This window comes from Bradyrhizobium sp. 157 (assembly GCF_023073815.1).
Taxonomy (GTDB): Bacteria; Pseudomonadota; Alphaproteobacteria; order Rhizobiales; family Xanthobacteraceae; genus Bradyrhizobium.
Genome location: NZ_JADPKF010000089.1, coordinates 37,856 through 63,209, shown reverse-complemented (window position 1 = coordinate 63,209; position 25,354 = coordinate 37,856). Strand labels below are relative to the sequence as shown.

The following is a 25,354-nucleotide window of genomic DNA, read 5'->3' as shown; positions in this document are numbered from 1 at the left end:
CGGGACAGCTAGCGCGGTATCGCCGCCTGCCGGATCAGATATTGCCCGTAGCCGGTGTTTTTCATCGGTTCGGCAAGCCGCAACATTTGTTCGGCGTCGATAAAACCCTGGCTGAACGCGACTTCCTCGGGGCAGGCGATTTTCAGGCCCTGGCGTTTTTCCACGATATGGATGAACTGCGACGCCTCGAGCAGCGATTCATGCGTGCCAGCGTCGAGCCAGGCGTAGCCGCGGCCGAAACGCTCGGCGTGAAGTTCGCCGCGCTCCAGGTACCACTGGTTGACATCGGTGATCTCGAGCTCGCCGCGCGGCGACGGCTTCATCTCGCGCACGACGTCGACGACGCGTTCGTCATAGAAGTAGAGCCCGGTTACGGCATAGTTGGACTTCGGCGCTTTCGGCTTTTCCACGATCCGCAGCGGCCGATGAGAGGGATCGAACTCGACGACGCCGTACCGCTCGGGATCATCGACCCAACAGGCGAACACGGTCGCGCCGCGGCCCTGCTGCGCCGAGGTCCGCAACAGCGCCCGCAGGTTATCGCCGTAGAAGATGTTGTCGCCGAGGATCAGCGCGGCGGAGCCGCCGGCGAGAAAATCCCGTCCGATCAGGAACGCTTCCGCGATGCCGCCGGGATGATCCTGGGTGGCAAAGGAAAGCTCGATGCCCCACTGCCGCCCGTCGCCGAGCAGGCGCTTGAACTGGTCGATTTCCTCCGGCGTGGTGATGATCAGGAGTTCGCGCAGGCCCGCCATCATCAGCGTGGTGAGCGAATAATAGATCAGCGGCTTGTCGTAGACCGGCAATAGCTGCTTGGAGGTCGCAAGCGTCAGCGGGTAGAGCCGCGTGCCGCGGCCGCCTGCCAGAATAATTCCCTTGCGGCCCATGCCATCCGTGCTCGCGTCGCTATTTCCGATTTGGTGGCCTCGTTAACACGCGTCGGCGCGCTTCTCAAAACGCTTTTGGCGAGGGCGTGCCGATTTGGTCCCGGGCGAATAGTCCGGCTGCAAGCACCGCCCGGCGAGCGGCGCACCGGTATCCGCCATTTTCCGGTTAAGTGCCATATTTCAACAATTTACCGGGCTGCATTGCGACGTTTTGGCAGCTCCTGTAGACAGGATCGGTGGGCGCAATCAGAGAGTCCGCCTTCGCTTTCGGTCCGTTCCGCGGCCAGACTGACAAAAGGATCATGTTGAACCGCGTCTACTGCACCTATTTCGACCACAACTACCTGTCGCGCGGACTGGCGCTCTATCATTCACTGCAGCGGCACGCGCCGGGCGCACGGCTTTGGGTGCTGTGCCTAAGCGAAGCGTGTCACCGAATCCTGGTCTCGCTCGATCTGCCGGGGCTGGTGGCGGTGCGGCTGGAGGATTTCGAGGCGGCCGATCCCGAACTTGCCGCGATCAGGCCGACCCGAAGCATTGTCGAATACTACTTCACCTGTTCACCGGCCTGGATACTTCATGTCAGGGAGCGCGAGCCGGACGCCGAATGGGTTACCTATCTCGACGGTGATCTATATTTCTTTGCGTCGCCCGAGCCCGTCTACAGCGAATTGGTCAGTGCGACGGTGGCGATCATCCCGCATCGCTATGCCCCCAACCTGACGAGGCGGCGCGTTTTTGGGACCTACAATGTCGGATGGGTTGGCGTGCGCAACGATCCGGACGGAATTGCCGTCATCAAGTGGTGGCGGGAACGATGCATCGAATGGTGCCACGACCATGTCGATGGCGATCGCTACGCGGATCAGGGATATCTCGATTCCTTTTCACGGCTGTCGGCGCGCGTGAAGGCCGTCGAGAATGTCGGGGCCAACCTCGCTCCCTGGAATATCGCCAACTACCGGATTGATTTCCGGAACAGTCAGGTCATGATCGATGCAACCCATCCACTGATCTTCTTCCACTTTCAGGGGCTGCGAACAGGATTGCGGTGGTTCATATTCAACAGCCATCGCATCTTTGGTGCGCCGTTTTCCCGCAACACCCGCGAGCACATCTACCGGCCCTACGTGGACGAACTGCTGGCGATCGAGAAGATCACGGATCCGATGCTCGAGGTGCAGGAGACCAGGCCTCAGGCGCGATCGCATACCATCAAGAGCAGGGTACGAAATCTCGGCCTGCTCGCGTTCCAGCTACTGGACATCGTCGCCGGACGCGCGTTTCTTGTGCTGCGCGGCACGGCGTACTAGCCCGGAATTAATCCAGGGATAATTGACAAACAGATGCTGCCTCCTTTCTGGGACTATCGACGCGAGTACGACGAATTGCGGGACGAGATTCTTGCGGCCGTCGATCGCGTCTTCAAGTCCGGACAGTTGATTCTCGGGCCGGAAGGGACCGCGTTCGAGCGCGACATGGCGGCCTATGTAGGCGTCGGCGGCGGCGTCGGCGTAAACAGCGGGACCGACGCGATCTACATCGCGCTCGCGGCCGCGGGTGTTACCGCAGGCGATGAAGTCATTACGGTGCCAAACACGGCAGTGCCGACGGTGGCTGCAATACAGGTCCTCGGAGCGCGTCCGGTATTCGTCGACATCAGGGAGGATGACTTCCTGATGGACGTGAGCCAGGTCGAGGCCGCCATCACGCCGCGAACCAGGGCGATCGTTCCGGTGCATCTTTACGGCCAATGCGTCGATCTCGATTCTCTTGTTGCCCTCGCCAAGCGACATCAACTGAAGATCATCGAGGATTGTGCACAGTCGCAAGGGGCGCTCTACAAGAATCGCAGGTGCGGAAGCATCGGGACGGCGGCGATCTTTTCGTTCTATCCGACCAAACTGCTCGGCGGTTACGGCGACGGCGGTATGGTCGTGAGCGACGACGAGGCGCTCGTCAGCCTTGCGCGCTCATTGCGCTTCTACGGAATGGAGAAGGCCTATTATGCCGAACGGCACGGCTACAATTCACGGCTCGACGAGGTTCATGCAGCGATTCTTGCGCTGAAGCTTCCCAGGATCGACGGCTGGATCGAGCGCCGCCGCGAGATTGCCGACCGCTACCGTCGCGGATTTGCCGGAAGCGCGCTGCGGATGCCGAAAGAAAATGGCCACAGCCGGCATGTTTATCATCTGTTCGTGGTCGAGGCGCCTGGCGATCGCGATGCGATTCTCGCCCGGATCGAGGCCCGTGGCCTCAAATGTTCCGTGCAGTACCGATGGCCGATTCATCTGATGCGGGGATATGAAGATCTTGGCTATCGCGCGGGCCAGTTTCCGGTGGCGGAAGCGAAAGCTGCGCAGATATTCTCGCTGCCGATGTATCCTCACCTGCGGGATGAAGAAGTGGACGAAGTTGTCGATACCGTGAGGGCGGCGATCTGATGGCCGATCAACAGCATATCGATTGGTTGCGCGAACGCCTGCAGGTTTCCCGCTCGATCGAGGCGAAGGACCCGGCCGAATTGCTCGATTGGCTCGAGGCGCGGCGCAAGGATGTCCCGTTCTCGGCGGAATTGATTCCGCTGCGCGAGGTCGCCGGCTGGGAACAGGCCGACAACGGCAATATCGGCCATGTGACCGGTCAGTTCTTCCGTATCGAAGGCGTCAGGGTGAGCAGCGCGCCCGGCCTGCGGGAGATCGCGGGGTGGGATCAACCTATTCTCACGCAGTCGGATGGCGGCGCGCTGGCGCTGCTGTGCCGCGAGACGGCCGGCCGAGGTGTGGAATTTCTGCTCCAAGCCAAGGCGGACCCGGGCAATATCGGCTACTTGCAGTTCTGTCCGACGATCCAGAGCACCTGGGAGAACATACGCGGCTTGAGAGGCGCGCGTCGCGCGCCGTTTGCCGAATGCCTTGAGCCGTCGGAAAATATCCGCATGATTTACCGCTCGAAACACAATGAGGAAGGCAGCCGGTTTTGGCAGAAGTCGAACGAGAACATGGTCTTGTTCGTCGAGGATGCGAGCAGGCTTGTTGTCAACGAGCAGGTCTATCGGTGGGCCAGCCTGTCCCAGATCAAGCAGATGATTCTGCTGGATAACATTGTCGGCCCCTATGTGCGGACGGTGATCGCACCGCTTTGATGCGCTCTGCGAGCGAATAGATAGGTTGCCGCACTGGAATGATGACCCGTCACTTCGTGTACGTCATAGGGTATCCCGGGCCATTCGCGCACCAGGCGCAGTCCGGCGTCCTTGCACACTGACATCAGTTCCTGCCTGCCGAACACCACTTCGACGACCGGGGCGCCGTAGGCATATTTTCTGAGATAGGTGGTTCGGTAATGGTCGAACACCGGCACGCTGTGGAAGATGCAGAAGCGTGCAGCGACACGGGCGGCTTCGCGGATTGCGGCGGGATAATCGATGATGTGCATCAGTGATACGCCGTTGAAGGCGATGTCGAAGACCTGATTGGCGTAAGGAAGCTTCGTTGCATCGGCGACCTCGAACTCGATCGCCGGATAGTATTCGCGCGCGCGGGCGATCATGGCGTCGGAATAGTCGATGCCGGTATAGCGAACGCCGCCGGAAAGCAGCGTCGTGAGTACTTCCGAGTAATAGCCACTGCCGCAGCCGATTTCGAGCAGGCGCGGATTGGATATTCCGGTGGCCGCGACGGCTTCGGCTGCAATGCGAAAATCGAACCGCGGTTCGCCATTCTTCATTTCGGCGATCAACGCACGATAAGCGCGTTCCTGGCGCGCCACGGTGCGCGCTGCAAGCCAGCCGTCGGACGATGCGGCTGCGCGGCGTGCTTCGTCGACGCCGTCGAGCACCTTGTAGTCGGTCGAGGTCAGGATATGGCGACGCAGGATCGGCGTCGTCTTGACGACGCGCTTGCCGATCTGTCTGACGAGGCGCGGCAGCTTCATCGCGACTTCCGCAGCGTTTCGACGAAACCCAGGATCTCGGCGGCGCGGTGGCGGTATGTATGCTGCGCCATGGTTCTCGCCTGGCCCGCACTGGCAATCGTTGCGCGACCGTCGGCGTTGCCGAGCACGCGATCGATGGTCGCAAGGCAATCGTCGACCGAACGCCAGACGGCGACCTCGCGGTCCGGCGCGAACAGCGTGTGCAGATTGTCCTTGAAGTCGGTCAGCAGGAAGGCGCCGACGCCAGTGGCCTCGAACAGCCGCATGTTTCCGGCTTCGCGGCCTGCCATGTCGATGTGGGAATTGAGCGTGATTTTCGAGCGCCGCAGCGCCTGATACATGTCGGCGCCCCACACTTCGCCCTGGAAGCAGCGGTGCAGCGGCGAGGAGCCCGGCAGCGTCTGCGGCGGGTTGCCGAACAGCTTGAGGTCGTAACGTTCGGCAACGGCCTCGAGCAGCGCGATCCGCTGCTGGTGGTCCGGCGACACGGTGCCGACAAAGGAAACGTCGATATCGGTCGCGGGCGCCGGTGGCAGCGCTTCGAGAATGGCGGGCTCGAACGCCAGATGATTGACTTCCGCGCGCACGCCGAGGCGGCGGAAGAAATCCACCGTCGCCGAAAGCTGCGACATCATCAGATCGTACACCGACCAATCCACGCCGCGGGACGGCGCAATCCCGATCTGTCCGATCAGGATAGGATTGCCGATCGCCTTGATGCGCCGCATCAGCCCGACATCGACGTGAAAGGTGTCCTGGTTCAGCACCACGTCGGGTTTGAAATCCTCGATCTGGGCCAGCAGGATTGCCTCGGCCTGTGCGTCGAGGCTGGGACTGAGGCCGAACTTGCGGGCCAATGGCCGCAGCATCGGCTTCAACGGCGTCACGGCACGTTGCAGCCAGGCCGGCAGCGAGGTGCTTCCGCTCGTGGTGGTGAGCCCCGCCGTCTTGACCGCCATCCCGTGCTCGCGCGCCCAGGCCGTCTGCAGCCAGGCATTATTGACGTGTATCTCTGCCGCCGAGTGGCCGAGTGCGGAAAAATTCCGCGAGTAGAAATCGGCGACGCCGAACAGGCTGGTGTTTCGCGCCGACATCTGGGCCGCGTAACCGGCGCTTCCTAACCCCGGCTGGCGGCGATACAGCCAACTGAGGAAGCGCGGGTAGTCCGCATTGAGCACGAGGATGCGCATAAATGGCTAGACCGCGCGCCGGAAGCCGTAGTTCTGGTCGATCCATGCCTTGTAGGCGCCGCTCATGACGTCGCGCCACCATGGCTCGTGATCGAGGTACCACTGCACGGTCTGCATCAGTCCGCGCTCGAATCCGACGCTGCAGCGGCTGCCGAGTTCGGTCGCCAGCTTGGAGGCGTCGATCGCATAACGGTGATCGTGGCCGGGACGATCCGTCACGTACGTAATGAGCGTACGGCAGGAGCCGGCGGTTCCGGCCGGACAGGACGGAAAGCGCGAAGCGAGGCGGGAATCGGCCGCGAAGGCGGCATCGATTGTGTCGCAGATCAGGCCAACCACCTCGCGATTGTTGCGCTCGTTGCCGCCGCCGACATTGTAGGTTTCGCCGGTGCGGCCGCGCTCGATCACGTTGATCAAGGCCTCGCAATGGTCGGAAACGTGCAGCCAGTCGCGGACATTGGAGCCGTCGCCATAGACCGGCAGCGGCTTGCCTTCCAGCGCATGGATGATCATCAGCGGGATGAGCTTTTCCGGATGCTGATAGGGGCCGTAATTATTGGAGCAGTTCGTGATCAGCGCCGGCATGCCATAGGTCGCGACGAAGGCGCGGACCAGGTGGTCGCTCGCCGCCTTGCTCGCCGCGTAAGGCGAATTCGGACGGTAGGGCGAGGATTCCGTGAAGGCGGGATCGGTCGAACCGAGCGAGCCGTAGACTTCATCGGTCGAGACGTGAAGAAATCGCGCGGTATCGAGCATCGCCCCCGCGCGCCAGCAATCGAGCGCGGTTTTCAGAAGCGTGAACGTGCCGAGCACGTTGGTTTGCAGAAAGGCTTCCGGATCGCTGATCGAGCGGTCGACATGCGACTCGGCAGCGAGATGCGCGACGCGGGAAAACCTGTGTTCGTCGAACAGGCGCTGCATCAGCGCCGCATCGCCGATATTGCCCTTCACTAACTGGACACTGCGATCGGCAATCAGCGGCTCCAGGCTGCGGACATTGGCCGCATAGGTCATGGCATCGAGGACGGTCAGGCGGTCGGTCGGGCGTGCCGCGCGCCAGGCATGCACCAGGTTTTGGCCGATGAACCCAGCGCCGCCCGTGATCAGAACGCTTTGCATCGAACCCTCCGGTCACGAAGCCGCCGGTTCGATCTTCCGATCGAACATCGTGCGCGGCAGGATGTACCACAGCAGAAACAGGAGCCCGGCACCATGTGTCAATAATGCCGTTGTAAAAGGCACGTTGAGAAAAGTGTGAGGAAGCAGCGCGCTCGAGATCAGCACAAATCTTGGCGGCAATCCGGCAGACACGCGATTGCCGAGCGCGATGACAAGCCCGCACACCAGCGCCACCAGCGGTGCCAGATAGGGGCCGACCGAGGCGACACCTTCCGTCGCAAACAGGGACGCGTTGATGTTGCCGAACCGGTAAGTCTCTTGCATCACGAGCGATAGCTGCTCCTGATAGGGACAATTCATCATCGGCTTCAGGAAGGCTATCTGGCAGAACCACGTCAGCGGATGACTTGCGAAGAAGTCGTTGTAGATATCCATGGCGCTGGATGGAGTCGCCATCATTCGAATATTGACGAGATTGAAATAATACAGCGTATGCTCGTTAAGGAAGCCTCCCATCAGGATCACGCCGAGAAGCATCGGCAGCAAGATCGAAAGGATGGTTGCAGCCCTGGCCTCGAAGATCCTCGAAAGCACCAGGACGACAACGATCCACGCCGTCGAAAACAGCGCAAACTTGCTCAGCGTGATCGGGTAGAACAGCAGCATCAGAATGAGAGGCACCGCAGCCCACCAAGGGCGATTGAGCGCAAGATAACACGCGCAGGCGAACGGCAGCAGCACGCTCGACACAATTCCGGTCAGGTAGCGTATCGGCGCCGGAAAATACAGTTCGTTGCGAAAATCGTAGATCTGCCTGATCGATACCAGCCTGAAATTGTAGAACGACGCAGCGACGATGGTGCCCAGCGCCAGCACCAGAATGAATTTCAGAGAGTACTCGAGGGCGCGAGGCGATAGAGCAAATCTCTGTTTGACGGGCGCATTGATGAGCACGGCCGGAAGCAGAAACAGCACCGCCGAAGCCGCGGCCGAAAGGCCCGCCAGCCGGTGATCGTAATTGAAATTGGAGAAGTTATTGAGCCAGATGAACCCGAGTATCATCGAGAACAGGCTGAAGCCGACGAAGTAACCAAAGCTGAAGCGGCCGAATATGAAAAACAGCGAGACGGTCGAAAAAGCTCCAACCGAAGCGATGGCACAATTTGCCAGCGCAGCGTCGTACGGCATGTACGTCTGCCAACGGGCAACCTCGACAAGCGAAATACAGCAAACGAGGATATGAAGGCATGTCAGCACGTACAGACTGAAGCGCGAGCCTGAAGCCAGCCGAATGCGTTCCATGACGGTGGGAGCAGAACTGCCTTCCGACGAGTGCATCATGGACATCGCGCCGCCACGCGGTGTGATTAAGACAGAAGCCAGCTCTGGCCGACCTACGACAGGTCGAGCGAACGCCTGAAATAAGCGATGGTCTCCTTCAGGCCATCGGCAAGCGCGACCTTCGGTTCCCAATTCAGCAGCGCCTTCGCCTTAGAGAGCTCGGGCTGGCGCTGCCGCGGATCGTCCTGCGGCAGCGGTTTGAAAATGAGTTTGGAACGCGAGTTCGTGTAGCTGATTACCTTCTCGGCCAGTTCCAGAATGGTGAATTCCGAATTGTTGCCGAGATTGATCGGTCCCGTGCATCCTTCGTCCGTCAGCATCAGCCGGGCAATCGCCTCGACGAGATCGTCGACGTAGCAGAACGACCGGCTTTGACCGCCGTCGCCGAACACGGTGATCGGGTCGCCCTTCAGCGCCTGGACGATGAATGATGAAACGACCCGGCCGTCATTGGGCTGCATCCGCGGACCATAGGTATTGAAGATCCGCGCAACCTTGATCGGCAAGGCATGTTGCCGCCAATAGTCGAAAAACAGGGTTTCGGCGCAGCGCTTGCCCTCGTCATAGCACGAGCGAATCCCGATCGGATTGACGTTGCCCCAGTAATCCTCGGTCTGCGGATGGATCAGGGGATCGCCATAGACCTCGCTGGTCGAGGCCTGAAAGATCGGGGCCCGCAGACGCTTGGCAAGGCCGAGCATGTTGATCGCGCCATGCACGCTGGTCTTGGTGGTCTGTACCGGATCGCGCTGATAGTGGATCGGGGAGGCCGGGCAGGCGAGGTTGAAGATCGCGTCGACCTCGATGTAGAGCGGGAACGTCACGTCGTGCCGGATCGCTTCGAACATCGGGTTCGACAGCAAGTGGGCAATGTTCTTGCGGCTGCCGGTGAAGTAATTGTCCGCGCACACCACTTCCGCGCCCGCGGCAAGCAGCCGTTCACTGAGGTGGGATCCGATGAAGCCGGCGCCGCCGGTGACGAGGATGCGGCTGTCTTTGTAGTTGCGGTCAAACGACATCATGGTTCCCGGGTTGCTTCACGTCCTGTGACAGGCTGGCGGAGTGGTATCGGCAACGGCAAAGTTCGCCAATAGCGTTGTCCGGGATCGTGGTATTAAAATACCTTATACCCTAGTAAGTGCTTGAAGGCATCGCTTAGGCAAGAACGACCCCAGGCTGTCCCAGAAAACCCCTTTGACGCTCATCAGAACTCTCGCCGCTTCACCCAAGCGCGGGCGCCCCAATGCGCGAAGCACCAGGCGGATTTGACCGGCGAAAGCTGTTCGACGTTGCGGTAGATATGCCAGACCCAGCCGGCGGAGCGCAGCGGGCGGCTAGAAACCGATGAACCCCGCACGCGGTAGCGGGCAAGATCTTCGTTGAGCCCGTGGGCGACATGTCCGGGCTTGAGGATGCTCAGCCAGAGGCAGAAATCGTCATATGGTTCGTTCTTCATGGCGATGTTGCCGGCAACGTCGCGGTCGACGAGCGCGGTCAACGTGGCGATCGACGTGTTCTTGAGCAACTGCCGATAATTCAGCGAGGCGGGCACCTCGATCAGGCGGCCTGTGACTGATCCCGTCTCATTGATGCGGCGAAACGCCGTGTAGCTCAGTGCCGCTCGTTTCGCCTGCGCGAAGGCGATCTGCCGCTCGAGCTTGGCGGGCAGCCACAGATCGTCGCTGTCGAGAAATGCGATGAAGCGGCCCTGCGCCCGGTCGATTGCCGCCTGGCGGGCGAGCGCCGGGCCTCCGTTGCGGGGCTGACGGATCAGCTTGACGCGGGGGTCGCTCGCCGCATGGTTCTCCACGATGGCCGCCGTCTGGTCCGTCGAGCAGTCGTCGGCGATCAATAGCTCCCAATCCGTCATCGTCTGTGCTTGGACCGATGCAATGGTTTCGCCGATCAGCGGGGCCACGTTCCACGAGGGGGTGATGATCGAAACGAGCGGCATGGAAGGAGCCTTTCAATCCGCGCGGCGCGGTTCGGCGATCGCCGACAGCAACGAAGTGGCAAACGTGTCGAGCTGCTTGGGATCGCTGATATAGAGTTCGCCGGGAAACGATTGCCGCCAGGCGGTTTCGAAATAGGGCGCAGTATCGGCCGGATCGAACGCCGGCGCAGCCAGCGCGTCGCGAAGCCGCTGCGGAACGTCGGCAAGACGATCGACGGCGAACACCAGCGGGCAGGAGCGATAGAACGCATCGCCCATCACCACGACCGGCTTGCCGAGCAGCACCGCTTCGGCACCCGACTTGCTGTTGACCGAGACGATCGCGTCGGCGCGGCCAAGCACCGTGTAGTTGTTGGTCTGCGGCGGCAGCAGAACGAAATTATCGAATCGGCGAGCAAGCGCGAACAGGCGGCCGGCCGGGATCGCGCCGATCTGGGCCGGATGCTCCTTGACGACGAGGGTGTGCGTATCCGGAATGGTGCGCAGCAGGAAATCGATGGTCGCGACCTGGTCCAGATATTCCGGCGAGCGAAGCGTCAGCGCCATGTCGGCCGGTACGTGCAGGGGATAGTAGACGAACGGTCTGTCCGGCATCTCCCGATAGAGTGTGCGAAGCCGCGTCGCGCCAACCGCCATCGTGGCATGGGCGCGGGCATGGCGGAGATTGTGCCCGAACTCCTGATGCTTGCCGAGCGCGAACTGGTCCCAGAGCTTCTCGACCAGGCGGCGTGCGTTGCGCGCGTTGGCGATCTTGTTGAACGCCGCCGAATATTGGTGACGGTCTTTTTGCGGAATCACGATGGATTGCTGCCGCAAGGTTTCGTCGAGATAGGCACGCACTTCGGCGGAGACCGCATCCGCCGGCGTTCGCATTGTATCGGGGGCGGCAAGGCTGTCCGGCGTATAGTAAAGCCTGCCGCGAAAGAACGACGGCTCGATGAACCAGTTGCGGACACCGCGCCTCTTCGCAGCGTAGAAGCAGGCAATGACTGAAAGGAACCCGCCGAGCTCCTGGATCGCAACCGCCTGCCGCCCAGCGGCCGCCAAGCGATCGAGCACGACTTCCATCGCGTTGGTGTAGATCATGAACCGCTTGCGTAAGGCGGCGGTGTCGCGAATACCAAACGTGACGCGCTCGTGGCTGAACAGGAAGTTCGTTCCATTGAGGCCGTAGTCGCCGACCCGCGCAGCGAAGGCGCGCTGGTCCTCGATCGGCGCGCCGCCCTGCAGGCCCGTGCGGTACATGTTGACGACCGAGACGCCCTGTGCCTCCGCCATCTCGGCGCTGCGATCGTCGAATGCGAGCAGTTGCACCTCGTGTCCGGCAGTGCGCAACCGCTGCGCGACCGGAATCCAGAATCGGGTCTGGTATTCGGCCAGCGTCGTGATCAGGATAATGCTGTCGTTATGCGGGGGCATGCCTTGCCGGAATGTTGCTTTGCTGGCGTCCGGGATTATAGAGTGTGGCGCAATGGTTCAAGTGGCGCTTCGGCGCGGCTTGGACCGGACATTGGCCGCTCGTTCGGGAATCGGCGGATAGCACGGCCATCGTGACGCGTCGACCTCTCCCTGCAACCAGACGATCCCAAGATATTCAAGGCCAGTTTGATGAACGCGGTGCAACGGGTCGTAGTCCGCGTCGATGCTTCCATCGAAATGGGTATGGGGCATCTCGTGAGATGCCTCAGTCTAGCCCGCGCTTTGGCCGATAATGGCGCGAGCGTATGCTTCCTGTTGCGCGGTCATGCCGCTGGCCTGGCGCGCCTGATCGAGGATGGCGGACATTCGGTGCGGCTGCTGGCCGATCCCGACCGGCGTCCGGATGCTCCGGCGGCGGACGGAACCGCGCATGCGCACTGGCTGCCGACGAGCTGGCAGAGAGATGCCGAGCAGACATTGGAGGCGATCGATCGCATCGGTCCGATCGATTGGCTCATCGTCGACCACTATGCACTCGACGCGCGGTGGGAGCGCATCCAGCGCAAGGGGGCGCCTCGCATTCTTGCGATCGATGATCTTGCTGATCGGGACCACGATTGCGACATCCTGCTCGATCAGAATCTGGTTCTGAACATGGAGCGCCGTTACCGCGGTCGCTTGCCTCAGACATGCCGGTCGTTGCTGGGGCCGTCCTTTGCCTTGCTGCGCCCGGAATTCGCCGAGCAGCGCAAAGCGCTGATGGAACGCAGCGGCAGGGTGGGCCGCATCCTCGTGTGCTACGGCGGCTCCGATCCCGGCAATGAGACCGCGAAGGCGTTGTCGGCCATCAAAAGCCTGTCGCTCCCTTGGCTTGCCGTCGATGCCGCGATCGGCCTGAGCAATCCGCACACCGAGTCAATTTCGGCTGTTTGCCGGGAAATGCCGCTCTCCGAGTTGCATCATGGTGCGGACAATATGGCCGAACTGATGGCACGCGCGGACCTCGCGATCGGGGCAGGCGGTGTGATGAGCTGGGAGCGCTGCTGTCTCGGGCTGCCGACTATCGCGGTGCATATTGCCGACAATCAAATCGGCGCGTTGACCGCACTCGCCAGTTCCGGCGCGGTCGCCTATCTCGGTTCAGCGTTCTCGGTCGCGGCGGATCAGATGGCGGAAACCATCCGCTCCATGCTGGACGACCCGGCGCGGGTCCGCGCGATGGGAGAGGCGGCACGGGCGCTTGTCGACGGGCTGGGCACCTCCAGGGTGCTGGAGGCGATGAGATCGCTCGACAGCATCTAAAACCGGCCGGTGCCCAAGGCTGGCGGGCGAGGAAAACGTGGCCTTGGGTGATTCGGCAGCGGTCTATAAAGGCCAATTCCAGCGGCGACCGCAGGCGTTCTTAATTGGTGTTTGACCGCATTTTCTATGCTAATTGCGCTCCGGCAGGGTTCCACAATTCCGCGGAATCGCCAGTGATGGTCGATAATGAAGGTTTCAGTTCTCTGCTCGAGCGCGACGCACCCGGTCTATCCGCACCTGGAGCGGTGGGTAAGGCGCGCTGCGGCCAACCATAACGTCGAACTGGTCCGGCAAAAGGGGGAACTGACCGGCGGGGACCTCCTCTTTCTCATCTCTTGCCATGAGATCATCTCGCCTGAGGATCGGCAGAAATACACAGCGACCCTTATCATTCACGCGAGCGATCTTCCGGAAGGGCGTGGCTGGTCCCCGCACATTTGGCAGATACTCGAGGGAAAGAATCGGATCGTCGTGTCCCTGATAGAGGCACAGGACCCGGTCGACACCGGCGCCATCTGGGCGCAGCAGCACCTGGTGCTCGAAGGGCATGAGCTGAGCGATGAGATCAACGAGAGGCTGTTCGCCATAGAGCTTGAATTGATGGACCATGCGCTCGAGATCGTCGGGGCCGGAAAGCCGACGCCGCAGGACGACCGGCCGCCAAGCTATTATCGTCGCCGCACGCCCGAGGACTCCCGGCTCGATCCGTCGCGATCGATCGCCGAGCAATTCGACTTGTTGAGGGTAGCCGATCCGCAGCGCTTTCCGGCATTCTTCGACCTGCGCGGCCATCGCTATCTCTTACGTATTGAAAAAGCCGGAGCATCCGATGAGTGAGACCATCATGATTGCAGGCCGCGCGATCGGCCGTTCGCACCAGCCGTTTATCATCGCGGAAATGTCGGGCAATCACAATCAATCGCTCGACCGCGCGCTGGCAATCGTCGATGCGGCGGCGAAGGCGGGAGCGCATGCGCTGAAACTGCAGACCTATACCGCCGATACGATGACGTTGAACCTCAGCCGCGATGAGTTCTTCATCGATGATCCCAACAGCCTTTGGAAGGGAAGATCGCTCCACAAGCTCTACGAGGAAGCGCACACGCCGTGGGAGTGGCACGCCCCGATCTTCGAACGCGCGCGGTCGCTCGGCATGATTCCGTTTTCGACCCCCTTTGATGCGTCAGCAGTCGATTTTCTCGAGCAGCTTGGCGTGGCCTGTTACAAGATCGCGTCGTTCGAGAACACGGACCTGCCACTTATTCGCAAGGTCGCTGCAACCGGCAAGCCGATGATCATCTCGACCGGCATGGCGACCGTAGCCGACATCGACGAAGCCGTTCGCTGCGCGAGGGAGGCCGGCTGCAAGGACCTGGTGCTGCTCAAGTGCACGAGCACCTATCCGGCCGCGGCCGCCGACACCAACCTGCTGACGATCCCTCATATGCGTGAACTGTTTGGGTGTGAGGTAGGACTGTCGGACCACACTTTCGGCATCGGAGCGGGCGTGGCGAGCATCGCGCTCGGCGCCAGTGTCATCGAGAAGCATTTTACGTTATCGCGCGCCGATGGCGGCGTCGATTCGACGTTCTCGATGGAGCCTGACGAAATGGCGGCGCTGGTGGTCGAGACCGAACGCGCCTGGATGGCGCTGGGCCACGTCTTTTATGGGCTGACTGAGAAGGAGCAGAAGTCGCAAATCTTCCGCCGTTCGCTTTATATAGCCGAGGACCTCGCAGCCGGTGAGGCTCTGACCGAACGCAATTTGCGAATCATTCGTCCGGGCCTGGGCCTGCCGTCGAAATATTTCGAGAGCCTGATTGGCATGCGCGTCGGCCGTGCAGTGCGCCGCGGCACGCCAATGAGTTGGGAGCTTCTGACGGCGGTCGACGATAATGCGGCGCCTTCGCCGCAGGAATTGCCGAGGGGCGCTCGTGCCTGACAAGCCACATGTCTGCCTGATCGTCGATAACCCGCTTCGCGATCTAGAAGGACTGGTCTTGCTTGGTCGGCAGCTCGCTGCCAAGGGAGCGGCTGTCACCCTGGTACCCATGTATGAGCAGGGATTTGACGTACCGGCGCTGCGTCCGGATCTGGTGCTGGTGAACTATACCCGCCCCAACAACGCAGATCTGATCAAGTCCTACAAGCGCGCGGGAATCCTGGTCGGCGTGCTCGATACCGAAGGTATCGGTGGCAAAAATCCGGACCAGTTTGCCGAGATGGTCAAGAGCGTCGGCTGCACCGATCTCGTCGACCTGTATTGCGTCTGGGGACGGGCGCAGCATGCGGCATTCCTGCGTCATGGCACAGTGCCGGCGGCGCTGCTGCACGCGACCGGATGCCCCCGCTACGATTTCTGTGCAGAGCCCTGGCGTGCGGCGCTTCCAAAGCCGTCGATCGAGCCTGGCTACGTGCTCATCAACACCAATTTTCCGGTCGCCAACCCACGCTTCTCCGATAGCTCCTCGGACGAGGAGAACGCGATGGTGCAAGCGGGCTTTTCGCGGGAGTTCGCGCGCCAGTTCATTGTGGATGCCGGCAAGGCCTACCGGTCGGTGCTGGAGACATCGACCAGGCTCGCGAAGCATTTCAAGGACGTCCAGTTCGTGCTGCGGCCGCATCCGTTCGAGAACATCGATTCCTACGATGCGCTCGCCGCGCTACCGAATTTTCACGTACGGCAGGACGGCACGTCGCTGGAGTGGATCAGCGGCGCGCGCCTTTTGGTTCACCAGAATTGCTCCACCGCGATCGAGGCGACAATGCTGAAGGTGGAACCCCTGAGCATGGAGTGGTTCAACACGCCATCCTTGCGGCTCGAAGCCGCGACACGGGTCAGCCGCGGCGCCGGCTCCGAATCCGACCTTATTGAACTGGTACAGCAGGGGCTCGACGGCCGGCTGCCGCCGGTTGCCAGGGACACCGAACAATTTCGGCAACAGATCATCGGCGAACTCTTTACCGCGGTCGATGGCGCGAACTCGTTACGTGTCACGGAGGCGGTTCTCGACGCGATCGCCGCCGCACGTGACGGAAAACGCGGCAAGGGCTCGGCGCTGCCGCAGCCATCGCTTCGTGGCGCTGCGGCGGAAGCGGTGCGGCGCGCCCTCGGCTACAAGGCAAGTTCGGCGCTCCGCCGCAGCTATAGCGCCCCGGAAAACGAGCGCCGCCGCCTCGGCAAGGCATTTGCGCCCGAGATGGTGAATTCGGTGCTGCGGCGCATCTGCGCCGCTTCGGGAGACGGCCGGAATTTCGTCGCACAACGGGTGACGGGTGAGACGCGCCGGATATCGAGGGCGCTGAGCGGCGCAAGTCTGCAGCTAACGGAAGCGGTCTGATCGTGCTCCGGCGATTCGTGCAAAACACAGCTATCTCGGCCGTTGCCTACGCGCTGGCTGGCGTGCTCGGCCTGTTTGCAGTCGGCTTGATTGCAAGGTCGTACGGCTTAGCCGTGCTTGGCCTGATCGTACTTGTGCGTGCGTTCCTGCCGACCGGGTTCTTGGCATTGTTCGATCTCGGCGTGTCGGAGACCACGACCCAGGAGGTGGCCCGAGGGCGCGTTGGCGACTGGGGCGCTGCAAGTGAAAAGGTATCGCTGCTCACGCTAATTGCGGCCGCCGTAGGGATCTTCTCAGGTATCGCAGTTTGGATCGCCGCGGGGTTGCTAGCGACGATTTTCAAGGTTCCCCCCGATCAGGCTGCAGCGTTTGTTGCCATACTTTACGCCACCGCTCTGGTGCTGCCGATTTCTTTCATGGGCCTTATCGCGGAAGGTGCGCTCAAGGGATTTGAGCAGTACGGCTGGTTGCGTCTGACCGAGGTGGGCGGCAACGTAGTGTATGTCGTGACGGTGTATGCGCTGGTATGGAAGGCGGCGCCGTTCGAGTGGATTGCCTATTCCTATCTCGCGGTGACGGTGACCAAATATCTCGTGTTGGCGATCGTCACTTATCGCGCCGCGTTCGATACACCACTCCGGTTTTGTTCATGGACTGCGTCGAGCAGCAAGGATGTCTTTCATCGTTGCTGGCTTATGTTCAGTAACCGGATCGCCGGTACATTTCAGCAAACCCTGGTTCCTCTCGCAATCGGCGTACTTTACGGCCCGGCAGAGGTGGGCACCTTCGACCTGATTACCCGGCTGCCGCGTTTCCTGAAAACGACGATGACGCCGCTTCATTCGGCAATTCTTCCGATTTCTACCCACATCGATGAAGCCTCCGATACTCGGCGACTGCAGATGCTTGGCCGCAACGGCCTGGTGTTGCCGGCAGCGATCGTCGTTCCAGTTCTGGTTGTGGCGGCGCTTTTTTCCGAAGAGATACTGAAGGTGTGGGTTGGGCCGCAGCATAGCAATCAGTGGCCTTGGCTTGCCCTCTCCATGCTGGTTCCAGCCACGACGGTAATGCTGGGCGCAGGGCAGGCGGCGCTGATAGTGAGGTCCGATTTTCTTCGCTTGAATACGCGACTGCTCTATTTGCAGGTCGCATTGCAGTATTTGATAACCGGGCTGGGCCTCGTCTGGTTTCGCGAGCGCGCGTTCATCTTGGGTTGGGTTCTCTCCTACGTCGCTTTTGCACCGCCGATCGCTCACCACATGCTTTCGCATATGAAACTTCCAAGCTCTCTGTTTTGGAAACAGCTTGGAAGACACATTCTGGTGGCTTCAATACTTGCAGGCCTCGTCATCGCTATCAAGGTGTTCGTTGATCCCAGCACTTTGATTTCCCTCGTCATCGTCGGGGGGCTTAGTTGCGTTGTCGCCTGGATGTTGAGCGGGGCCATCATCTTGTCGGGGAGTGATCGCGCGATGTTCGGCAGGTTTGCCCGAGCGATCGATCCGCGCTCCTGACTGCAGAACTCATTGTGTCTCTTGACCGAATCAAGGGGAGGTCCCCGTGTAACGGAGTGGGCTGCTTGCCCGTGCTGGTTGTTTTTGCTATGGAAATGCCCGCATGTCCGGGCCGATAGAGGTCGAACGATGTGTCTTGATCTTCTGGAAAAATTGGGTGCGCCAAGATGGGATTGATGTCCAGAGCGTTGTGGCATGTGAACCGTTCGCCGCTCCGTTATGCGGTCAAATCCGGCGTCAGCGCATGGCATCTCGGCAAGAAGCTCGAACGAAGGCGGCAAGCGCAGCTCCTGAATGTTACCGCGGCCGAAAGCATCAAGGCCGAGGAATTGAATCGCAATGGTTATGCGGTCGTCACCGAGTTGATGGATCCTGCCGTGCAGCAGAAATTCGCCGAAGCCGGCATGACGAGGCTTGGCGACATCGAGAACGCCGAGGCCAAGCAAGCGTCGAACTGGAAGAAATTCTGGGTTCGGCTGCTCGATGCCGAGATGAAGGACGGTAAGCTCAGCGCCGACAATATTTTCGTTCAGTACGCGTTACAGCCCGCAGTGATCAATATTGTCGCAACGGCGCTCGGTGAAATACCCTGGCTCGATTATGTGTTGCTGTCGTATTCGCGTCATACCGGCGAGGAACTGGCGTCCTCGCAACTCTGGCATCGCGACCACGATGACGTCAGGGTGATCAAGCTCTTCAGCTATCTCACCGATGTCGAGGAAGACGGCGATGGACCATTCACGTTCTTGCCGCGGCAGTCGACCGACAAGTTCGGCTTTCCGCTCCTCGGCAGCCATTTCCCCGATGATCGGGTCTTCGACAAGGTTCCGCGAAGCGACATCAAGGTGATGAAGGCGCCTCGGCTTGCGTCGTTCATGGTGGATACCGCGAAATGCCTGCACATGGGGAGCCGGATGGCGCCAGGGCACGGCAGGCTGCTTTACACGGCCACCTTCTTTGCTTTCCCGCGCATGTACCCGGGTGCAAAGAACCGGCCGTTTTCTTCTGCGCCGGATACGTCCGCATTGCAGAAATTGATCTTGGGCCTTTGATCGGCTATCCACGCCGGATCGCCGCCGACAGCGGCCGTCAGCATGCCGATCACCACTTGGGCGTCGGCAATTGCCGAGGGGAAGTTCCGTGAAATTCGAACCTGACGTGACGCCGGCGTCCAGATTGGATTTGTCGCGGGCCTACACCATCGATCTTGCGCGCAGCCTTGGCCGGTTGGCATTAAAGAACGTGCGACGGACAAATGAGGTCGTCGATTCCGAGTACAATTCAGGCGAATGGGACCGGGTGCTCAATCAGCGGGCGTGGCTCGGCGGCCGAACGCTTGAAGAGTTCCTGATTGGGCAGAGCACGGCGCCGCGCCTTGCGAAGGTGGACGGCCGGATCGTCCGGATAGCCACGAAGGATTACTATCGATACCGGATCGGCGCGTTGTCGGAGCTGATCGCCAGACACGCCGGCGAAACGACGTCACTGCTCGAGCTTGGCGCAGGCTATGGCGCAAACCTGTTCTCGTTGAGCCTTGATCCGCATTGGAGCAGGCTGCGTGGTTTCGATATTGCTCCGAATGGCATCGAGGCCGGACGGCAGATCGCGGGTCATTTCCATCTCGACGACCGCGTCAGTTTCGATCGGATCGACCTCACCGACGCCAGCGACCCACATTTCGGCGAACTGGCAGGTGGCACCGTTTTCACGTATTTCTGCATCGAGCAGATTCCCTATGCCGTGGAAGCGGTCATCGAAAACATCATTCGGGCAAGGCCGGCTCGCGTGATCAATATCGAGCCGGGCGTGGACATGCTCAAGCTGTCCAGGCCGCGCGATTTCACCAGCCGGATTTACATTCGATCGATGGACTATCAGACTCGTCTCTTCAAGCTGCTCGATGCACTGGATGCGCAGGGGCGCATCCGCGTTCTGGCCCGGGAGCGCATGGCATTTGCACCCACCTTGCATAATGATGGGCTTTTGTATGCTTGGGAGCCTCGTTGACAGTTTCCTCGGCCCGGACTGAAAAGCAGCAGGCGTGTGGCGCATTGACTTAAGCTGGATCCGTGAATCGGATGGGGTGACGGCGTGACAGCTTCCTGGTGGGCTTCTGGTTCCCCGTTCGCGGCTCTGCTGAGCGTGACTGCGGTTGCCATCTTCCTGACTGCATGTGTGTTCATTGCAGCAAGGCGTCCCGGCCTTGCCCTGATCTTCTTCTTCTTTCTGTTTGCATTTGCCTGGAGGCTCGTCTCCGTCCTCTACATCGATCTGTCCGGGCCGTTATTCTCCGATCAGTTGGTGCGGGATATCGGTCCCGGCACGGCAGCCCTGCCGATGGCAGTATCCCAAGGCCTGGTCGTCATCGCGTTGCTGTTTTCGTTTCGACGCAAGCGGGTGCGGCAACGCGTCGGAGTAGATACGTTAGGGCTGGCGAGCCGCTTACCCCCCGGACGATTTTCGCTCTCTGATCTTGCGTTTTGGCTGGTAACGCTTTTTGTCGCTGCTCTCTGTATGGAGCTGTTGGTGAGCGGTCCGATCCCGCTGTTTGCGGGCCTCGAGCGCTTCGACTACACGCGGCTGCACGGCGGTCCGCTGCATGCCCGTCTGCTGGAATGGGGGCCGATGCTCACGTTCCAGCTTGGGGTCTTCTTTGCGGTTCCCTTGTTGCACGAAAAGTCTGCGGATCGGCGGTTCGGCGTGCTGTTCGGCTCGCTGATCCTGTACCTGTTCCTGGCAGGTCACCGATTCTCGTCTTTTTACGCGTATACCTCGTTCTTCGTCATGCCAATCGGCGTCATCATGGTCGTGCAGGAAGCAAGGTCGCCCTCACAGGGGGGAATGCTCTCAGGCAAAATCCTGCGTTGGCTCGCGGTCGCGGGAACTGCGCTGTCAGTCCTGACCGCCGCCGCTGTAGTTTACTCCTATATCGTCGTGCGCGGTGAGGGAGGAGAGCTGCTCGCGAAACTAACCCAGCGTATTCTGGTCCAGCAGGGCGAGATGTGGTGGATGACCTATGAGCGGGTGTTCCTGCAGGATGACTGGAGCGGACGATTCGCGGCCTACAAATTGTTCGTCGATCCGTTCGATCCGTCCCGCAATTCGACGATGCAACTTTTGATGGAACTTGCCTTGCCTCTCCAGCGCGCTCATTACATCATTGCGCAGGGATCGGCTTACACCGGCGGATGGCCGGAAGTCTTTTTCGAGCTGGGTGGACCGGTCGGCGGATTTGCCCTGGTCGCACTTTCCGCAATCTTATTCTCTGAGTTCATGTTCCTGATGACGCGGTGCATCGTTCAGGAGCGTTTTGCAACGTGCTTTTTCTTGACGCCGATATTGTTCGCGCTGTCGATCATGATTGTTTCGGGGATGGTCAATTCGTTGATCCAGATAACTTTCCTGGTCAAAGTTGTTAGCGCAGTGGTAGTATACGTGACAGAAGACAAGTGGAGGTCGAGCGTGTTATTCTCACGTCCGTCTATCGGCTCGGAAGACAAGGCATTTTCATGAGCGTCTCGCCAAGCAATGTACCCGGCGATCAATACCTTGGTGGGCTGTTCATGTATCTATGGCGGACGATCCGCGAGCACCTGTTTTTGACGGTGCTGCTGCCGCTGGTGGCGATGGCCATCGCATATGTAGCCGCCCTGCAGCTCCCGACGGTCTACACAGCGCAGGGAAGCATTCGGATTGGAAAAGTGGATGGAGTGGAAGCCGTAAGCCCTACGGGCGCGGTTTCCCGGATGAACTCCCTCTCGTTCAAGCAGCGCGTAGTCCAGGCGACGAACTCCGCCGGCGACGCCAATCGACCTGCGCAGTTGATTCTTGGTAACCTGATCGCAAGGCAGGAGACTGCTGATACTGTTGCCGTGAGCGTGCGCGCAGCCACCGCCCGGCAGGCGCGCGACGCCATAGCCGCCGCAGTCAATCTGCTGAATGAGGAGCAGCGCAGAACCCTCGGTCCGCTGGAGGCTGATATCAAGGAGCAGCTTGCGGCCAGTGATACGACCATCGCCAGTCTGGTGCAGACGAGAGATTCGCTATTGGCCCTGGCGAGGGAAGATTCGAGGGGGGCGTCCGGCGATCCGGCCTTCGCAACGCTGCTGAGGGTGTGGTTGTCCGATCTTGCCTCGCGCAACGAGCAGAGGCTGGCTGCCGCGAAGGCCGAGCAACGTGCATTGTCGGCAAGACTTGGCGCATGGAGAAACTATCCTACGGCTCTCCTCGACGAGCCCTACACATCGCCGGGATTTGCGCTCGTCCGCCCCATTACGATCGCGATTCTTGCCGGCGCGGCCGTGTTCCTGATATCTCTACTCGGCGTAATGTTTCGCGGATCAAAAGCTGTTCGTCCGGATTAAAGACCCGTCGCCGATTTGTCCGTCACAACCCTTGAAAGTCATCAAGGACGTTCATCGGGTTTTGCGCCCGAACAACGCTTTGGCTCGGTGACTCGTCGATCTATCCCTGCGGCGCTTGATGAGCCTTAACGGCATACACATTATGGCCAAATATCGAGAGGCCGATCGTTTCAGCCATTGCGCGGGGATAGAATTTCAAGTCCTGAAGTGAAAGAGGAGTAAACTTGAATCGCCTTGGCGACATTCCGGCACGAGCGAACATCGCGGCGATATCGGTTGCCGAGAAGAAATTGATGTGATCTGGCGGCACCCACAGGTGGCGCTTTCTCCAGCTTGGGGAAAGCGCGCGTATATCATTCACATTCGGTGTGATCACCACGAGTATTCCACCTGGATTTAGCGCGGCAGAAGCGATCTCCAGCATGTCGGCGGGCTCCGCTACGTGTTCCAACACATTGTCAATCACGACGGCATCTGCACGTTCATTGCCCTCAAATGTAGTCTGGATGATAGGCACGCCCGCGCGAATGCCAAAATCTGAAAGCCCTCTGGCGGGCTCGTAGCCGATGTACTCAACGGGATCTTCCCGCATGAGGAAGCCGACTTCGCCACGTCCGCAGCCAATTTCGATGACCTTGTTCCCGGGCGAAAGTCGAGACAGCAACAGCCGGCGTATTTGCGAATGACGAGGTCTGAACGCCCAGTCAATTTTGTCGATGTCGATATGATTGGCGGTATCGGCCTCGGGATCGGCCACGAAAATGAAGCTGCAATCACGACAGGTCACGATCTCAAATCTCTCGCCCAGCCGAGTCAGGCTTAGCTTCGGATCGAATTGCGTTCCTTTACAAATCGGACATCGCGAACGGGGATTGCGGAGGGACGGCACGAGAAACTCCCTTAGACCAGCCCGTTCCTATCGGTGTACCGCGGTGTAAGCAAGGGTGAGGTATTTACCGGCACCATGCTGCTGTGCTTAGGTGATCGAAATACCGGTTGGCGGAGCTTTGTTTTGTCCCGATACTTCCACGGGCCGCGTTTTGGCGGGCAGTTGCGAATATGAGCCGTTTGTCTGTCCAGCTACGCGCCGGGAACTTCCCCACATGGCGAGACTTCCGGGCCACCCAGCATCTCAAGTAGCGCCTGTGGAGCCGGATTCATTACTCCTGTCCACCGTCAGGCAATTTCATGACCATCGGGATTGAGAGCACTGCACGTCGGGAAGAGCGGATTCGCCTCGAACTGGATCAGATCGCGGAAAACATGCGGCTGTTGCGCGATGCCGCCGCGACGATCGCGGCTGCTTCCGAAATCATGACACGCTCGCTGCGGTCGGGCGGCAAGATCATGTTCTGTGGCAATGGCGGTTCTGCCGCGGACGCACAGCGCCTGGCGGCGGAATTGATGGGGCGCTACCTGAAGGACAGGGCGCCGCTTCCGGCGCTGGCATTGACCGTGGACACATCCGCACTGACGGCGATTGCCAATGATTATTCGTACGACGAGGTGTTCGCGCGTCAATTGCGAGGGATCGGCCGGCGAGGAGACGTGCTGCTCGGCCTGTCGACCAGCGGGAACAGCAGCAACGTCGTCAGAGCCATCGAGGCTGCCCGCGATCTCGGAACTGGGTCGCTCGCATTGACAGGGCAGCACGGTGGCCGCATAGCCGAGATCGCTGATCACGTGATCCGGGTGCCGGCGACGCGCACCAACTCGATCCAGGAAATGCACATCGTGATCGGACATATGCTGTGCGGCTTCATCGAGGAGGCATTGTGCTGAAGCAGGCCGTCATTCTGGTCGGTGGGCTGGGTACCCGGTTGGGCGAGATGACACGGCTGGTCCCGAAGCCGCTGCTGGAGGTGGCTGGCAAACCGTTCCTGGATTACATCCTCGACGAGCTGTCGCGCTACCCGACCATTCAGGACGTCGTGCTGCTGGCAGGTCATCAGGCGGGGCAGGTGGTCGATCGCTATGACGGCCGACGCTGGCGCGACGCATCGGTCTCGGTCGTGTCGGAGCCGGCACAGATGGGCACCGGCGGGGCGTTGAAACATGCCGCGGACAGGTTGGATGACAAGTTCCTGCTTCTCAACGGCGACTCCTTTTTCGACTTCAACCTGCTCGACGTCGCAGCCGGCCCGGCGCATTCGCCCGCAATCGTACGCGTGGCGCTGAAGAAAGATCTGGCCGGTGATCGCTACGGCCGCGTCCTGCTTGATCGAGACTTCATCAAGACGTTCCTGCCGGCGGGTGCGCAGCCGAACGGGCCGATCAATTCAGGCGTCTATTGCGTCGATCGAAAAATTCTTTCCTTCATCGATGAGCTACCCTGTTCGCTCGAACAGACGATCTTTCCGCGTCTCGCCGAGCAGGGGCAGTTGCGAGCGGCGCTATATGACGGATTCTTCATCGACATCGGCGTGCCCTCCGACTTTGAACGTGCGCAGAGCGAGCTTCCTGCGAGAATGCGTCGCCCCGCGGTTTTCTTCGACCGGGACGGGGTCCTCAACATCGACAAGGCCTATGTGCACAAGATCGAGCATTTCGAGTGGGTGCCGGGTGCGCGGGAGGCGATCAAGCTCTGCAACGATCTCGGCTATCTCACATTCGTGGTGACCAATCAGGCCGGTGTTGCGCGCGGATATTACGGGATCAAGGCGGTTCACGCGCTGCACGACTGGATGAGTCGGGACCTCGCTCAAATCGGCGCGCATATCGATGAATTCCAGTACTGTCCCTATCACGAGGAAGGCGTTGTCGCAGAGTGGCGGCAGGCAAGCGACCGGCGCAAGCCGGCGCCAGGCATGATCCTCGATTGCCTCAAAGGCTGGCCGGTGCGCAAGGAATCGAGCCTGCTTGTCGGCGATATGCCGCACGATCTTCAGGCCGCTGCCGCTGCCGGGATAAAAGGGCACCTTTTCGAGGGCGGTGATCTCTTGTCGTTTATCCGGCCGTTGCTTGACCGGGACGCGGCCTGATCG

23 protein-coding genes are annotated in these 25,354 nt (G+C 60.5%); 14 read left to right on the top strand and 9 right to left on the bottom strand.

Annotated features, from left to right (window positions below; translation table 11 throughout):
• Positions 1-8 precede the first annotated feature (8 nt).
• Positions 9-887, bottom strand: a complete 879-nt coding sequence (gene rfbA, locus IVA95_RS25385) for a glucose-1-phosphate thymidylyltransferase RfbA (RefSeq protein WP_247512991.1) — start codon at positions 885-887, stop codon at positions 9-11.
• Between the two features lie 302 nt (positions 888-1,189).
• Here rfbA and IVA95_RS25380 point away from each other — a divergent pair, with 302 nt between their 5' ends.
• Genes IVA95_RS25380 through IVA95_RS25370 form a run of 3 tightly spaced genes read left to right on the top strand, consistent with a single transcriptional unit; the run spans position 1,190 to position 4,035 of the window.
• Positions 1,190-2,200, top strand: coding sequence for a hypothetical protein (locus IVA95_RS25380; protein ID WP_247512990.1), 1,011 nt, complete (start codon positions 1,190-1,192; stop codon positions 2,198-2,200).
• A 33-nt stretch (positions 2,201-2,233) separates the two neighbouring features.
• The gene (locus tag IVA95_RS25375; RefSeq protein WP_247512989.1) at positions 2,234-3,334 is read left to right on the top strand and encodes a DegT/DnrJ/EryC1/StrS family aminotransferase; all 1,101 of its coding nucleotides are present in this window, start codon (positions 2,234-2,236) and stop codon (positions 3,332-3,334) included.
• A complete protein-coding gene (locus IVA95_RS25370; RefSeq protein WP_247512988.1) occupies positions 3,334-4,035 on the top strand; it encodes an NDP-hexose 2,3-dehydratase family protein in 702 nt (233 codons plus the stop codon). Before IVA95_RS25375 ends, IVA95_RS25370 begins: the two co-directional genes overlap by 1 nt.
• Here the strand turns inward: IVA95_RS25370 and IVA95_RS25365 are convergent.
• The 7 genes from IVA95_RS25365 to IVA95_RS25335 all read right to left on the bottom strand — a co-directional run bounded on the left by IVA95_RS25365 (position 4,005) and on the right by IVA95_RS25335 (position 11,849).
• Positions 4,005-4,826: a class I SAM-dependent methyltransferase gene (locus IVA95_RS25365; protein WP_247512987.1), complete on the bottom strand. Its 822-nt coding sequence runs from the start codon at positions 4,824-4,826 to the stop codon at positions 4,005-4,007. The genes IVA95_RS25370 and IVA95_RS25365 overlap by 31 nt on opposite strands.
• Positions 4,823-6,016: a glycosyltransferase gene (locus IVA95_RS25360; protein ID WP_247512986.1), complete on the bottom strand. Its 1,194-nt coding sequence runs from the start codon at positions 6,014-6,016 to the stop codon at positions 4,823-4,825. The genes IVA95_RS25365 and IVA95_RS25360 overlap by 4 nt, the downstream gene beginning before the upstream one ends.
• A 6-nt stretch (positions 6,017-6,022) precedes the next feature.
• Positions 6,023-7,135 carry a dTDP-glucose 4,6-dehydratase gene (gene rfbB / locus IVA95_RS25355; protein ID WP_247512985.1) on the bottom strand — a complete coding sequence of 371 codons (1,113 nt, stop codon included), beginning with the start codon at positions 7,133-7,135 and terminating at the stop codon, positions 6,023-6,025.
• Between the two features lie 12 nt (positions 7,136-7,147).
• On the bottom strand, positions 7,148-8,323 hold the full coding sequence (locus IVA95_RS25350) for a hypothetical protein (protein WP_247512984.1): 1,176 nt from the start codon (positions 8,321-8,323) through the stop codon (positions 7,148-7,150).
• Between the two features lie 206 nt (positions 8,324-8,529).
• Positions 8,530-9,495 carry a UDP-glucuronic acid decarboxylase family protein gene (locus IVA95_RS25345; RefSeq protein ID WP_247512983.1) on the bottom strand — a complete coding sequence of 322 codons (966 nt, stop codon included), beginning with the start codon at positions 9,493-9,495 and terminating at the stop codon, positions 8,530-8,532.
• Between the two features lie 185 nt (positions 9,496-9,680).
• Entirely contained in the window at positions 9,681-10,430 is a 750-nt protein-coding gene (locus IVA95_RS25340) for a glycosyltransferase family 2 protein (RefSeq protein ID WP_247512982.1), read from the bottom strand.
• A 12-nt stretch (positions 10,431-10,442) separates the two neighbouring features.
• Positions 10,443-11,849, bottom strand: coding sequence for a capsule biosynthesis protein (locus IVA95_RS25335; RefSeq protein WP_247512981.1), 1,407 nt, complete (start codon positions 11,847-11,849; stop codon positions 10,443-10,445).
• A gap of 189 nt (positions 11,850-12,038) precedes the next feature.
• Here IVA95_RS25335 and pseG point away from each other — a divergent pair, with 189 nt between their 5' ends.
• The 9 genes from pseG (at position 12,039) to IVA95_RS25290 (ending at position 22,370) form a co-directional block, all read left to right on the top strand.
• Positions 12,039-13,151 (top strand): UDP-2,4-diacetamido-2,4,6-trideoxy-beta-L-altropyranose hydrolase, encoded by a 1,113-nt coding sequence (pseG, locus tag IVA95_RS25330; RefSeq protein ID WP_247512980.1) that lies wholly within the window; start codon positions 12,039-12,041, stop codon positions 13,149-13,151.
• Positions 13,152-13,337: 186 nt separating this feature from the next.
• On the top strand, positions 13,338-13,988 hold the full coding sequence (locus tag IVA95_RS25325) for a formyltransferase family protein (RefSeq protein ID WP_247512979.1): 651 nt from the start codon (positions 13,338-13,340) through the stop codon (positions 13,986-13,988).
• Positions 13,981-15,093 carry a pseudaminic acid synthase gene (gene pseI / locus IVA95_RS25320; protein ID WP_247512978.1) on the top strand — a complete coding sequence of 371 codons (1,113 nt, stop codon included), beginning with the start codon at positions 13,981-13,983 and terminating at the stop codon, positions 15,091-15,093. Before IVA95_RS25325 ends, pseI begins: the two co-directional genes overlap by 8 nt.
• Positions 15,086-16,492 (top strand): surface carbohydrate biosynthesis protein, encoded by a 1,407-nt coding sequence (locus IVA95_RS25315; RefSeq protein WP_247512977.1) that lies wholly within the window; start codon positions 15,086-15,088, stop codon positions 16,490-16,492. The genes pseI and IVA95_RS25315 overlap by 8 nt, the downstream gene beginning before the upstream one ends.
• A 2-nt stretch (positions 16,493-16,494) precedes the next feature.
• Positions 16,495-18,006 (top strand): oligosaccharide flippase family protein, encoded by a 1,512-nt coding sequence (locus tag IVA95_RS25310; RefSeq protein ID WP_247512976.1) that lies wholly within the window; start codon positions 16,495-16,497, stop codon positions 18,004-18,006.
• A 176-nt stretch (positions 18,007-18,182) separates the two neighbouring features.
• Positions 18,183-19,058 (top strand): hypothetical protein, encoded by an 876-nt coding sequence (locus IVA95_RS25305; RefSeq protein WP_247512975.1) that lies wholly within the window; start codon positions 18,183-18,185, stop codon positions 19,056-19,058.
• Between the two features lie 106 nt (positions 19,059-19,164).
• Positions 19,165-20,013, top strand: a complete 849-nt coding sequence (locus IVA95_RS25300) for a class I SAM-dependent methyltransferase (protein WP_247512974.1) — start codon at positions 19,165-19,167, stop codon at positions 20,011-20,013.
• A gap of 84 nt (positions 20,014-20,097) precedes the next feature.
• Positions 20,098-21,519, top strand: coding sequence for a DUF6418 domain-containing protein (locus IVA95_RS39080; RefSeq protein ID WP_247512973.1), 1,422 nt, complete (start codon positions 20,098-20,100; stop codon positions 21,517-21,519).
• On the top strand, positions 21,456-22,370 hold the full coding sequence (locus IVA95_RS25290) for a hypothetical protein (RefSeq protein ID WP_247512972.1): 915 nt from the start codon (positions 21,456-21,458) through the stop codon (positions 22,368-22,370). Before IVA95_RS39080 ends, IVA95_RS25290 begins: the two co-directional genes overlap by 64 nt.
• 100 nt (positions 22,371-22,470) lie before the next feature.
• Here the strand turns inward: IVA95_RS25290 and IVA95_RS25285 are convergent, their stop codons facing one another.
• On the bottom strand, positions 22,471-23,157 hold the full coding sequence (locus tag IVA95_RS25285; protein ID WP_247512971.1) for a class I SAM-dependent methyltransferase: 687 nt from the start codon (positions 23,155-23,157) through the stop codon (positions 22,471-22,473).
• A gap of 401 nt (positions 23,158-23,558) precedes the next feature.
• On the opposite strand from IVA95_RS25285, the gene IVA95_RS25280 reads away from it, so the two are divergent.
• Both IVA95_RS25280 and IVA95_RS25275 read left to right on the top strand, forming a co-directional pair.
• Positions 23,559-24,152 (top strand): SIS domain-containing protein, encoded by a 594-nt coding sequence (locus IVA95_RS25280; RefSeq protein ID WP_247512970.1) that lies wholly within the window; start codon positions 23,559-23,561, stop codon positions 24,150-24,152.
• Entirely contained in the window at positions 24,146-25,351 is a 1,206-nt protein-coding gene (locus IVA95_RS25275; RefSeq protein WP_247512969.1) for an HAD-IIIA family hydrolase, read from the top strand. The genes IVA95_RS25280 and IVA95_RS25275 overlap by 7 nt, the downstream gene beginning before the upstream one ends.
• Positions 25,352-25,354 lie beyond the last annotated feature (3 nt).

Coding starts and splice junctions, on each gene's coding strand:
- rfbA (WP_247512991.1), bottom strand. CDS start 887: ATGGGCCGCAAGGGAATTATTCTGGCAGGCGGCCGCGGCACGCGGCTC.
- IVA95_RS25380 (WP_247512990.1), top strand. CDS start 1,190: ATGTTGAACCGCGTCTACTGCACCTATTTCGACCACAACTACCTGTCG.
- IVA95_RS25375 (WP_247512989.1), top strand. CDS start 2,234: ATGCTGCCTCCTTTCTGGGACTATCGACGCGAGTACGACGAATTGCGG.
- IVA95_RS25370 (WP_247512988.1), top strand. CDS start 3,334: ATGGCCGATCAACAGCATATCGATTGGTTGCGCGAACGCCTGCAGGTT.
- IVA95_RS25365 (WP_247512987.1), bottom strand. CDS start 4,826: ATGAAGCTGCCGCGCCTCGTCAGACAGATCGGCAAGCGCGTCGTCAAG.
- IVA95_RS25360 (WP_247512986.1), bottom strand. CDS start 6,016: ATGCGCATCCTCGTGCTCAATGCGGACTACCCGCGCTTCCTCAGTTGG.
- rfbB (WP_247512985.1), bottom strand. CDS start 7,135: ATGCAAAGCGTTCTGATCACGGGCGGCGCTGGGTTCATCGGCCAAAAC.
- IVA95_RS25350 (WP_247512984.1), bottom strand. CDS start 8,323: ATGCCGTACGACGCTGCGCTGGCAAATTGTGCCATCGCTTCGGTTGGA.
- IVA95_RS25345 (WP_247512983.1), bottom strand. CDS start 9,495: ATGTCGTTTGACCGCAACTACAAAGACAGCCGCATCCTCGTCACCGGC.
- IVA95_RS25340 (WP_247512982.1), bottom strand. CDS start 10,430: ATGCCGCTCGTTTCGATCATCACCCCCTCGTGGAACGTGGCCCCGCTG.
- IVA95_RS25335 (WP_247512981.1), bottom strand. CDS start 11,849: ATGCCCCCGCATAACGACAGCATTATCCTGATCACGACGCTGGCCGAA.
- pseG (WP_247512980.1), top strand. CDS start 12,039: ATGAACGCGGTGCAACGGGTCGTAGTCCGCGTCGATGCTTCCATCGAA.
- IVA95_RS25325 (WP_247512979.1), top strand. CDS start 13,338: ATGAAGGTTTCAGTTCTCTGCTCGAGCGCGACGCACCCGGTCTATCCG.
- pseI (WP_247512978.1), top strand. CDS start 13,981: ATGAGTGAGACCATCATGATTGCAGGCCGCGCGATCGGCCGTTCGCAC.
- IVA95_RS25305 (WP_247512975.1), top strand. CDS start 18,183: ATGTCCAGAGCGTTGTGGCATGTGAACCGTTCGCCGCTCCGTTATGCG.
- IVA95_RS25280 (WP_247512970.1), top strand. CDS start 23,559: ATGACCATCGGGATTGAGAGCACTGCACGTCGGGAAGAGCGGATTCGC.